Genomic DNA, 11,551 nt, shown 5'->3' on the forward strand with positions numbered 1-11,551 from the left:
TCCTCCTCTCCTACTTTCTCTCCATCATGATATTCAATACGTTCTGGCTTCCGCCAAATCCACGGAGCATTGCGTGTTTTACATCATGATGAACCTGTGTTGCACCTGCATCTCCTCGCATCTGGTGAACTGCCTCATACACATCATGTAATCCGGAAGCACCTGCTGCATGACCATACTGGCAACGGCCACCATTTGTATTGATCGGACGGTCTCCATCATAAGCAATACGGCCTTCTTTTGTATACTGCCAGCCTTCACCCTTCGGCAGATATTCACACATCTCGGCAGACAGGAATTCAGACTGATTGTAGAAATCATTTGCAAGGAAGATATCCATATCCGCACCTGTCAGTCCGGTCAGTTCTTTTACCTGACGATATGCATTCTGTGTTGCATACATCTCATTTCTCGGGTTTCCAGCCTCCACATTAGAATGACCGATACCAAGAATCTCAATCGGATGATCGGTATATTTATAAGCCAGTTCTGTCGGGCATACAATAATTGCTGCTGCACCGTCACAACGCTGTTCAAAGTGAGAACCTCTCATATATTTTCCAATTAATGGATTGAATTTGGAATGCAGATACTCATAAGCGGAATCCATACCGTTTGTTGCTGCAAGTTCCTCATATGTATTATTGGTAATGGTACTCAACGGATTTAATGCTGCTGCACGACGGCAGTTGACAGATAAAGCAGTCATCATTGCATCCACATCCTCTTCGCTGATTCCATTCTCTTTTACATAATAATCCAGCCAGGATTCAGAGTTAAATGGCAGAGAACCACGGGTAAATAAGGTATAATCTCTGCACTGAGTAGAAGCCAGTACATCATGGAAGATCGCATCTGTACCGAAACGACGTTTTGTTACCACTCTGGTCGGGTATGCGATGGAATATGGTGTCTCGATACAACCACTCAGAACCATGTCATATTCACCGGAAGCAACTAATGCAACGGCTGTCTCCACGCCCACATAACCGGTTGCACATGCTTCACTGTGATGATAGGAGCCTTTTCCTTTCATTCCGATCCAGTTTGCCACATGCATGTTTGGAGTTGCCAGGTTACTGGTCCATCCCGGTCCGGCCTGTCCATGGATATAAAATTCCACATCACTGCCATCGACTCCGGCATCTTTCATGGCATCCCGCGCTGCATATGCAAAAAGTTCCTGCTCATTCATACCATCTACGGACGGATCATCCAAAATACGGACAAACGGAGTTGCACCTACACCAATGATGGAAACGCTTCTTTTAAACGGTTTTAATTTCGGAAGATTATCATTAAAGCTCATTTTTCATTCTCCTTTTTATCAATTTTTACAGTTCACAATAACTATCTCTGCTGATTACATTGTATAAAAAATATGACTCACTTTTTTTGTATGATATCTGCGAAATATACAAGTGTTTTTCTACACTAATGTAGAATAAGTGTTTTTACATTGCTTATTATTTCGTGTATAATAAAGGACAGACAGAGGAGGACTTGAAATGTACATAGGGTTAAAACAAATTCAATATCAGTTGGGAGACTATTCCACACTGCTGACTTCATCCGATGGTATACATGCCCTGACTGGATGGAATAAACTATATGATGCGCCGCAGCCACTGACCATCCATTTACTGTATACATGCACCTATACACCGGAACTGCTCTCTTTCCCATTTATTCAGGATATACATCTTTTATGTATTGTTCCTGAGGATATCAATATGGATATATTGAACAGTCAGTTCCCGGATTTTGTAAGTGTCTTATTTGTGCAATGTAATAATCCCGAAAAAATCTATGGTCTTTTGCAAAGCTATTACACTATTCAGTGCGGTGTTGGATTTTACGGTTCTACACTCCTCGATTTTCTGGCTTTTGATAACGGATTACAGCCAGCCATCGACTATTCTTACCGGGTATTTGGAAATCCGGTATTTGTTTTTGATGCAAATTATAATCTGATCGCAGCTCCCTTTGAAAAACTAAAAGATCAGAATTTTACGGATCGTACACTGGAGAAAAAAGGATTTACCGATCAGGATTTTAAAATGGTCAGCCGACAGAATAATATCCATGAACGGGTAAAAAGAAGTGAACTCCCAATCCATGCTTTCAATGAAGAACTCGGTTATGAACAGCTTTACTGTTCCATTAACACAAGCAAAGATCTCGGTCATATTGTCGTTTCAGCCATCAATAAACCACTGGAACCGATTGATACTGAATTTCTGCTGATTTTAAAAAAATATATCAATGAGCAGATCATAAAAGATGCATTTATTCAGAATGCGCGTGGATTTAACTATGAATATTTTATCCGTGATCTGTTGGATCGCAAAATTGCCGCAGACCGTTCTTCTATTACACATATGAATTATGTAAAGGATGATTTCAACGGCAACAATTACTGTATCGTCATCGAAATTGCAAGAAGTCAGGAAACCGTCAATGCACGTCATGTCCGAAACATGCTGGAGAGCCGGATTCCATATCTGAAAACAGTTATTTACAATGGTCAGCTCATTGCCATCATTACGATTCCGACCAATCAGTTGCTTCCACCAGAGTATATAGATACCCTGAAAAAGCTCTGTCAGGAAAATGGGCTTTTTGCCGGTATGAGCAACTGTTTCCAGGATATTTTGAATATTGAAGAATACTACAATCAGGCATTACGCTCCATTGAACTTGGTACATGCAAGGAACATTCACCCAACCTGTTTTCCTACCAAAATTATTATCTGGAACATATGCTGAATTCTTTTACATTAAATGAATCCAGCTGGACTTTCTGTCATCCGAAAATGCAGTTTTTGCTAGATTATGATAAAGAACACCATTCTGAGCTTGCCTATACATTATACATGTATCTGACTCATGAACGAAATCTCGCTGCAACGGCAGAAGCCATGGATATGCACCGTACCTCTCTGGTCTATCGATTCAAAAAAATAAACACTCTGATCGGAGAAGATTTTGACAATTACAGGGAACGGATGTATCTAATTCTTTCATATGAAATGAACCGTCCAACCGCATAAATACTGGGGTGCAACCAAAAGTTGCGCAATCGCTCACATCGATTGGTAGACATTTTCCACCGATTTTTTATACTGAAATCAGATGAGATACATCACACACTTTCAGAAATGCTCTCGCATTTTTGCTGCTGACGAACTATAAAAGATGGCCTTATTTCTCATCTGATATATTTTTAATTTCCGGAAAGTCACACAACAACCGCTTGATTCTGTAATGACAATTTCATGACAGGATCATCCTTTTCCAGACGGAGGTACCTTATGACATTAGGTGAAAAATTATATACATTACGAACAAAACAAAATATGACACAGGAACAGCTGGCAGAAAAGCTTCAGGTTTCCCGCCAGTCTATTTCCAAATGGGAATCCGATGCCACACGCCCGGATCTTGAAAAATTAAAATTTCTGGCAGAGTTTTATCAAGTATCATTGGATCAATTATTAGATGAAAATATGGATATTTTTGCGGAAGAATCTTCTGATTTGACTCAGAATGATGATTGCCCGCCAAATAACCAGAATGGTACAAATACATCAACCGATTTCGCTTTCACAAATGGTAGTCATGATGCTACTGATCATGATCATTCTACTGCATCCGGCGTTTCCCCGGAAACCATTGAAAAGATTACTTCTGAAATACTGAAGAAAAACCATAAAACCTGGAAGCGGACTACTATTGGATTTGGTACTGCGTGTCTGGCACTGACGGTTGCCTTGATCGTAGTCACAGTAACTTTTTCCACGAAATTAAATGCGCTTTCCACTCAGATTGCACAGAGCTCCGCTCCGGTTTATATAAATAATGATTCCGATTACACCACGGAACGGGATACTTATTTTCAAAGTTATAACGCGACTGCAGATTCCGTTACGGAAGATGGGAAAAATCTGCATGTCAAATTTACTGCTGTTTTGAAAAACTATCAGGATAACACGACTCTGACCATGCAGCTTCAGAATAACTCGGATCAAAATAATATTCCGGTTACATTTACCTGTGAGGACGGCACCTATACTGGTTTCGCTGACCTGCCGATCAGTGCTGACACTTATACAACAACTGCATGTATCGATACAAACGGCTCAAAACAGACCGTAGATATGAATGATGAGTATAGTTCTTTTTCTGTCCTGTCATTAGCAGACTGGCAGCCAAGTCTTCAAGCTGACGGAAATTCCTATGATAAACTGAATCGTCGTAACGATGGTCACTTTGGCCTGAGCAGTAACAATGTCAATTGTCGTTTCTTTATCTCGGGCGTCACACTTGAGGTTCTGGCAAATGACACAAAAGTATACTCTTATACCCTGGATGAAGATGATATGAGTCTCTTATCTGAGGATGGAACTACGCTTTATATTCCATACAGCTTCACGGTTCCAAAAGATAATACAGCAGAAGATTACACCGTTAGACTGCACTGGTATAATTCCACGCTGAAACAATATATTACCTATGAAGTAAGTGGAGTCGGAGTAAACTATTTTAATGTTTCAAATGCTGATGTTATTACTTCCATTCTATTTAACGCTGATCTGGATTCTGATGACGCTGCTCCTGTAAAGGTTACATTTTCATCAACCGAACCTTAACTACATGTTTATGCGAAAGGCAGAGAGACTAAAACTATACACGGATTTGTTATTACACATCCATTAACGAAAACAAAAATCTTTTGCAAACTACGTAAAAGGCGAACAGGTCATTCCTGCTCGCCTTCGTTTGCTTCTTCCATATCAATACATGCATCTTCGACTGCATCCACAAAGCTGACACGTATGACAGCCTGCGCCCAGTTCATACTGATCCTTACTGCTTTCTGTTTCTCATCCCCTGCTTTTTTGATCTGCTCTAACAGTTCCTGAAAAATCTCTTTTGTCAGATAACCGCCGCGCCAATGAAAGGTCAGTAATCTGCCCTTTTTTGCTGCCTGCAAAGACCGTTTGTACACATCTTCTATTTTTGTAAAAGAAAGCTTTCTCTCCCGATAGTAAAAGTGATCTCCATCCGTACAGGAAGGAGCCGGTGCGATCAGCGGTTCGTGATCCCGGAAAATCTTTTTATCTTCCAGATTGAAATAATCATAGCGCAGTTCCTGTCCTGCAAGACTGTGCTTTCCAAGGGTATTGTCAAATGTAACATCCAGATGATAAAACTGTCCGCCGATTTTTACGATATTCCATGTATGCCGATACTTGATGCCTTTCTCTGGATTGTTTCCGCAAATGGCGATCATGCACCAGATCCCAAGGGCATCACACAGCACTTTCACAGATTTTGCAATCCCCTCACAGACTCCCACACCATGTCCTAACGGTCCAATGATTTCATGGGAATATGCTTTTTTCAGTTTATCGTAAGTGACATTTTCACAGATAAAATCGTGGATGTATTTTTCCTTCTCCCACTCTGACAGATTTTTTGCCGCCCGCGCCAGTTTTTCCACACGGGCTTTCATGGCTTTCTGATGCTCCCGAATCTTATTTTTATCAAACAAATATTCCGGAAGCAGGATCAGATTGGAAGAATTGTCATAATAGCGGTACTGATATCCCGTCGCCCAGAACACTTCCGGATGATCCAGACGCATTTGAAAAAAGATATCATACAACTCCCGCCCGTCAATTCGCGGAATCTGAATCTCTGACTCCAATGCATTGATGCCCTGCAGCATTCCGTGATACACAGCCTGCTGCAGTTTATTCATCTTGTTATAGTAAAACGGTTCCATAATGATACGTTGTCCTTACTCCTGTACACGTCCCATTTTCTGAGCAAAGCTGTGCAGCGCATCCGGGATTTGAATGGTCTGCGGACAGACTTTCTCACAGCTGTGGCATCCGATACAACACTCCGGCTGTTTCTCTGCATCTACAGAAGACAGTGCCATTGGTGCGATAAATGCGCCGGAGCCTGCTACCATTGCCTCATTGTATAATTTCAACAGGAACGGAATATCCAGTCCCTTCGGGCAATGAGATACACAATAATGACATCCGGTGCAAGGTACAGTTGTCTTGCGGATCATGTCATCAGTCACACCAAGGATTAACTCCATCTCAGCCTCGTTTAACGGCTTGTTTTCCTCATAAGTTGCAATGTTGTCTCTTAACTGCTGCATGTTAGACATACCAGATAATGTCATAGTTACTTCCGGAATTGCCTGCAGGAAACGGAACGCCCACGCCGGTACTTTTTCATCCGGTCTTGCCGCTGTCAGTTTCGCAGTTGCTTCCTCAGAAAGAGTTGCAAGCTGACCACCGCGAACCGGCTCCATTACCCAGATCGGAAGATTCCATTTTTTCAGTAATTCAACTTTTCCTTTTGCATCCTGGAATTTGTAATCAAAATAATTCAGCTCGATCTGACAGAATTCCATGTCTTTTCCGTATGCTTCTAAAAATTTTGTCATGCACTCGATATCACCGTGTGCGGAAAAGCCCAGATGTTTGATACGACCGTTGCGTTTCTGCTCCATCAGATAATCATAAATGCCGTATTTCGGGTCCAGATATGCATCCACGTTCATTTCACAGACATTGTGGAACATGTAAAAATCAAAATACTCCACCTGACACTTTTTCAGCTGATCCTCAAAAATCTCTTTTACCTTCGGCATATTGGTCAGGTCATATCCCGGAAACTTGGAAGCCAGATAAAAACTGCTGCGGTCATATTTTTTCAGCAGTTCACCTACTACAAGCTCGGATTTTCCACCGTGATAACCGTATGCGGTATCATAATAGTTAATGCCGGATTCCATGCAGTATGCAAACATTTCCTCCGCAGCTTTTACATCAATCTGATTGTCGTCACCGTCGATAACCGGCAGTCTCATATTTCCCATTCCAAGAGCGGATAATTTTAATCCCTGAAATTCATTGTAAATCATAAAGGTATCAGTCTCCTTTCTCTTACCCAGTTTTCCATTTTCTTATTACATCATCGTTTTTATTATACAGGTTGAAGTGCACTCCAAGTCAAGCCTTTTACAAAAAATGTAAAAGTAACTTCCGGATGGCAAATTTTTTATTACCATCCACACTTCTCCTGCATCTCTGCAATGCTTATGCCCACACAAACTCTCACATAATTCAAGTCGAACACATGTGAGACTTGGTGCGTGATTCTGGTCAGCGCAAGCTGACATCTTCTTTTCAGAATCACTGCGCTCTCCACCCCGTTCCGGTCGGCGCAAAACCATTGTCTTCCAGACAATGTGCGCCCTCGCGGAGCATTTATCTCAGTCAGAGATTGAACTCCCACTGAGAAATACTTGTTACTACTCACCACTTGCAGAAGTGGGAGTCTCAACTCAGACTGAGATGAATCTGCACATATACAAATAGCAGGAATGCGCAAAAACACATCCCTGCCATTTAAGAAAAGGTGATTTAAGATAATTGCATTGTCACAAAACGGCTCACCGGATAAACGTCCATCCGGTGTTGCTCCGCAAACGGCACCATGTGAAACATTTACAGTCTGAGAATGTACGTTAAAGGAATAATGTCCGCCTCGCGCATCCGACCACTGCTGTACTTCATCTACAATGAAATGCATCATCTCGCGGTAAATGCCATCGACATGTGCTTCATCGTTACCGAATTTTTCCGGTTTGTTCAGCAGAAGCTGACGCATTCTCTCCTGACCTTCAAAATTGTGGTCTAAGGCATCGATCAGTTCATCCATGGTGATGTCCTTATCTTCGTAAACACATTTTTCAATCGCTGCAATGGAATCTGCCATGTTTGCAGCTCCTGTGATAAATAATCCTGCGGTACTGTATTTTGCACCACCCTGCTGTACGGATTTTCCGCTCTCTACGCATCCTTTTGTGACCATAGAGGCAAAAATTACCGGATAGCGGAGCATATGGATGCCCTGCATAATGTTATAACCAGTGGTAACCAGTTTATAATGATGAAGGATCTGCTTTTTCAGAGCATCTTTAAATTCTTCAATATTTTTAAATTCCCGCGGATCACCGGTCTGCAGTCCCATGAGTTTTCCGGTTCTCGGATCAACACCGTTATGTAACACGAACTCAATCATTTTACCCATGTTGACGTATCCTGCGTCCGGAGAACCATCGGTAGATCCACCGCCCGGTCCCGGCTGGATACATCCAACAATCGTCCAGTCTCTTGCTTCCTCAATGGTGCAGCCTTTTCCAAGAGTCATCTTCATGGCTGCATAATCGTTGAAAAATCCTGGATTTGCCTGTCCTTCCTGAATCATCTTGCATCCCTTGCGGATCAGTTCCTCCGGTGTGCCTTCCCAGGTTCTCACTGCCATAACCGGCTGTGTGGTCTTTAACTGGTTGGCAGCTTCCAGACACAGATAAGACAGCTCATTTGTGGCATCTTTTCCGTCCGGCGTCTGGCCGCCGACCACCAGGATCTCCCACATCGGATATCCGGCAAAGGATGTTGCATACCATTTATCTCTGACTTCATATACCTCGCAGGCTTTCAGATAGAAGCACTCCAGCATTTCCAGTGCTTCATCCTGTGTGATATTTTTCTCATCAATGACATCTTTTTTGTAGTACGGCCACATATACTGATCGAAACGTCCAAAACCACAAGCTGTGGTACATACCTCGATCTGGAAATATACATGTGCAAACCATACCATCTGAAGTGCCTGCCAGAAGGTCTGTGGTGGGTTTTCCGGAACCACGCGGCAGTTTTCTGCAATGGTCAGAAGTTCTTTTTTTCGTTTTTCATCGGTGCAGGAAGCTACCTGACACTCTGCTTCTTCTGCCATCCGGTGTGCATATGTGATCAGTCCCTGACACTGGATGATGCATGCTTTCCAGTAATCGATCTTCTCCTGATCTTCTTTTCCTGTGCTGACGGTGTTATCAATATTTCTCTGACACTCCTCCATGTAACCACGGATTCCAACAGTCAGAAGTTTTTCATGGTCACAGGTGGTCTCACCGGAAACACCGTTTCGCAGACCGACGGTAATGATATCGTCCTGAATACATTCTTCAATGTGTGCCGGAAGTGCTGTTTTGCCAGAAGTGAGATGTCAGAGATTCCGCTTTTGGAAACAAATCAAAAAATCAGTGCTGTGTCAAGAGCCATTGGTTTTTCTACTACTGCTTATTACGAAAAATTTTTCCGGGAATAGTTCGGGCACAGTCCGCAGGAACATCGGGATCTGTTTCAAGATTACATTTTAAGTGAACAGAACCCTTCCCGTTTTCAAACACTGTCCGAAAATCAGTCTGTCAGCATTATTACCAGAAGTCTGGCAGAGCGAACCGACCATGAGATCAGTCCGGCGATCCGTCATACGCACATCAGTGTATCCGTTGATCCGAATCTGCCTGTCATTCTGGATCTGAACCGCACCTTTGTCGCTGTAGTTTCCACTGAAGATTATCATGCCATGGGAGAACGCTTATTCAACGCGTTGTATGAGCTGAATATTTCCAAAATCCAGCTTTTTCCATCTTCTGGAGATAGTGAAAGTTCCCTTGCACTGGTTGCTAACCGTTTCCAGTTTATGGGATATGAGGTGATGATCCAGACTGAATCGACTGAAAAATACCGTACCTCTGCTGCCTGTGATTCTATCGCTGCAGCAATCCGTATTTTCCGGCGCAGTTTCCGCTTCAGGAAAAATGGCTAATCTGCTGAATACAGAGCCGCAGACACAGATTGGAATTGAAAAGGCAGATACAGAGCTGCATATCAGTGCTTCGATTCATGGGGCGGGGATTAATGTGATTGTGGTGAAGCAGGTATAAAAAACGAAGTAGAACGGAGACCGAACCTTGGTTCGAACCACGGCACAAAAAAAGAACACTTTCGTGTTCTTTATAGTGAGCGTGCCGGGGCGCTAGACGTCCGGTGGACGTCTGTTTAGCGCCGACCGAAGCGGAGCGAAGACCGAACCTTGGTTCGAACCTCGGCATAAAAAAGTGTCTTCGACACGTCAACTCCCCTGCCCCTCAATCATGAGGGGTTAGGGCTTTCTTTTTCTTCCATTTTCCTTCATAATAGTTTTATGAATATACTTCAAAAGATTTTTACCGACTATTATGAAGAAATTAAATATACTCTTCATCCCAGAAATTCTGATATGGAAAATATCGATAAGATGATTAACTGTGGCAATCCCGCTTTCGGCGGTGCCATGTACGGCTGCCCTCATTGTGGAAATCTTAAATTTGTACCTTTCCGATGTCACAGCCGGTTTTGTCCTACTTGCGGGAACAAATATTCCATGGAACGCTCTACCAGTATGTCCTTCAAACTGATTAACGTTCAACATCGCCACTGCGTTTTCACTATTGATGAAAACCTTCGAGATTTCTTTCTCAAAGACCGTTCTCTTCTTAACTGTCTTTTTCATTCTGTTACCAGTGTTGTTTCCCGGATGTTTTTCAAATTGAATAAGTCTAAAAATTTTACCCCCGGGTTCCTTATGGTTTTACATACATTTGGCCGTGATCTTAAATGGAATCCTCACATCCACTGCCTGATCTCCGAAGGTGGATACAGTGATGACGGATTCTGGCGTAACGTCAAACATTTCAACTACACTTATCTTCGTAATGCATTCCGCACTGCATTGCTTAATGAATTAGAATCCTGCTTAGGGTCTTCTTTTAAAAAGATAAAAGCAAAGTGCTATTCCGATCATAAGAGTGGTTTCTATGTCTATGCAAAACCTAACAAATGTGATCCTAAAAATGTAATCAAATATATCGGTCGTTATCTCGGACGTCCTGTTATTGCCACTTCCAGAATTGATAAATACGATGGTGAACTCGTTACCTTTCATTACAACCGGCATGAAGACGAAAAATATGTGGTAGAAACTATACCTGCCATGGACTTCATCAAACGGCTTATCCGCCACATACCAGAAAAACACTTCAAAATGATTCGATATGGCGGTCTCTACGCAAGACATCGGTCAATAGATTCAAAACTTCACAGAACAATACATAAATCAAAGCATCACTTCTATCGAAGCTTTAACCAATGGCGAACAGCTATCCTTTCTTCCTTTGGTTACGATCCTTTGCTGTGTTCTGAATGCAGCCATCAGATGGAGTTTCTGGAACTCTATTACAATCATCAACGCGTATCCCTTGAAGAACTTTACGAGAAAGCCATGTCCAAATCTCGTGGAAAGCGTTCTTCTGCATAATTCTTTTTTCTATTATCTGTGTTATAATCCTCTTGAAGGAGGGACACTGTCATGAAATCTAACATTGAGGAATTACGCAAAAAATATATAAATAATCCTCCAGAAGGATTAACATCTATGGACATTCGCAACATGAGCGAAGATGAACTTCTGGACCTAGACTATTTCTTAAATGAAGATGATCTGTTTAATGACGAGGCAGGTGTAGAAGGCTTTTATATCTTCTAAATCTGTATCGTTTTATCTGCATGCCCGCCTCAGTGCGGGCTATTTTCGTTCAAGAGGTCGGCAAAAATCGAACTTTCCTATAAAG

At 42.2% G+C, this 11,551-nt stretch carries 12 protein-coding genes; 7 read left to right on the forward strand and 5 right to left on the reverse strand.

Annotation, left to right across the window (positions count from 1 at the left end; all coding sequences use genetic code 11):
• Positions 1 to 10 precede the first annotated feature (10 nt).
• Positions 11 to 1,309: a thiolase family protein gene (locus DXB15_RS06685; RefSeq protein ID WP_109215469.1), complete on the reverse strand. Its 1,299-nt coding sequence runs from the start codon at positions 1,307 to 1,309 to the stop codon at positions 11 to 13.
• 199 nt (positions 1,310 to 1,508) lie between these two features.
• Between DXB15_RS06685 and DXB15_RS06690 the strand changes: the two genes are divergently transcribed.
• Together DXB15_RS06690 and DXB15_RS06695 are read left to right on the forward strand one after the other, a co-directional pair.
• Positions 1,509 to 3,053 (forward strand): PucR family transcriptional regulator, encoded by a 1,545-nt coding sequence (locus DXB15_RS06690; RefSeq protein WP_118702394.1) that lies wholly within the window; start codon positions 1,509 to 1,511, stop codon positions 3,051 to 3,053.
• A 261-nt stretch (positions 3,054 to 3,314) separates the two neighbouring features.
• Positions 3,315 to 4,652 carry a helix-turn-helix domain-containing protein gene (locus DXB15_RS06695; RefSeq protein WP_243115605.1) on the forward strand — a complete coding sequence of 446 codons (1,338 nt, stop codon included), beginning with the start codon at positions 3,315 to 3,317 and terminating at the stop codon, positions 4,650 to 4,652.
• Positions 4,653 to 4,762: 110 nt separating this feature from the next.
• Here the strand turns inward: DXB15_RS06695 and DXB15_RS06700 are convergent, their stop codons facing one another.
• The 3 genes from DXB15_RS06700 to DXB15_RS06710 form a co-directional block, all read right to left on the reverse strand.
• On the reverse strand, positions 4,763 to 5,791 hold the full coding sequence (locus DXB15_RS06700; protein WP_109215473.1) for a transglutaminase domain-containing protein: 1,029 nt from the start codon (positions 5,789 to 5,791) through the stop codon (positions 4,763 to 4,765).
• A 15-nt stretch (positions 5,792 to 5,806) separates the two neighbouring features.
• Positions 5,807 to 6,952 (reverse strand): aldo/keto reductase, encoded by a 1,146-nt coding sequence (locus DXB15_RS06705; RefSeq protein ID WP_118702396.1) that lies wholly within the window; start codon positions 6,950 to 6,952, stop codon positions 5,807 to 5,809.
• Positions 6,953 to 7,092: 140 nt separating this feature from the next.
• Positions 7,093 to 9,066, reverse strand: a complete 1,974-nt coding sequence (locus DXB15_RS06710) for a pyruvate formate lyase family protein (RefSeq protein ID WP_330427483.1) — start codon at positions 9,064 to 9,066, stop codon at positions 7,093 to 7,095.
• On the opposite strand from DXB15_RS06710, the gene DXB15_RS06715 reads away from it, so the two are divergent.
• Positions 8,989 to 9,204, forward strand: coding sequence for a hypothetical protein (locus tag DXB15_RS06715; RefSeq protein ID WP_118702397.1), 216 nt, complete (start codon positions 8,989 to 8,991; stop codon positions 9,202 to 9,204). The genes DXB15_RS06710 and DXB15_RS06715 overlap by 78 nt on opposite strands.
• 48 nt (positions 9,205 to 9,252) lie before the next feature.
• Here the strand turns inward: DXB15_RS06715 and DXB15_RS06720 are convergent, their stop codons facing one another.
• Positions 9,253 to 9,462 (reverse strand): hypothetical protein, encoded by a 210-nt coding sequence (locus DXB15_RS06720; RefSeq protein WP_118702398.1) that lies wholly within the window; start codon positions 9,460 to 9,462, stop codon positions 9,253 to 9,255.
• 3 nt (positions 9,463 to 9,465) lie between these two features.
• Here DXB15_RS06720 and DXB15_RS06725 point away from each other — a divergent pair, with 3 nt between their 5' ends.
• From DXB15_RS06725 to DXB15_RS17035, 4 genes are all read left to right on the forward strand, one after another.
• Positions 9,466 to 9,708: a hypothetical protein gene (locus DXB15_RS06725; protein WP_118702399.1), complete on the forward strand. Its 243-nt coding sequence runs from the start codon at positions 9,466 to 9,468 to the stop codon at positions 9,706 to 9,708.
• Positions 9,701 to 9,826 (forward strand): hypothetical protein, encoded by a 126-nt coding sequence (locus DXB15_RS17425; RefSeq protein ID WP_256385908.1) that lies wholly within the window; start codon positions 9,701 to 9,703, stop codon positions 9,824 to 9,826. The genes DXB15_RS06725 and DXB15_RS17425 overlap by 8 nt, the downstream gene beginning before the upstream one ends.
• A gap of 260 nt (positions 9,827 to 10,086) precedes the next feature.
• Positions 10,087 to 11,238 (forward strand): IS91 family transposase, encoded by a 1,152-nt coding sequence (locus DXB15_RS06730; RefSeq protein WP_118702400.1) that lies wholly within the window; start codon positions 10,087 to 10,089, stop codon positions 11,236 to 11,238.
• A gap of 51 nt (positions 11,239 to 11,289) precedes the next feature.
• On the forward strand, positions 11,290 to 11,466 hold the full coding sequence (locus DXB15_RS17035; protein WP_177957246.1) for a hypothetical protein: 177 nt from the start codon (positions 11,290 to 11,292) through the stop codon (positions 11,464 to 11,466).
• Positions 11,467 to 11,551: the final 85 nt, after the last annotated feature.

It is taken from the genome of Roseburia sp. OM02-15 (assembly GCF_003481835.1).
Classification (GTDB): domain Bacteria; phylum Bacillota; class Clostridia; order Lachnospirales; family Lachnospiraceae; genus Eubacterium_I; species Eubacterium_I ramulus_A.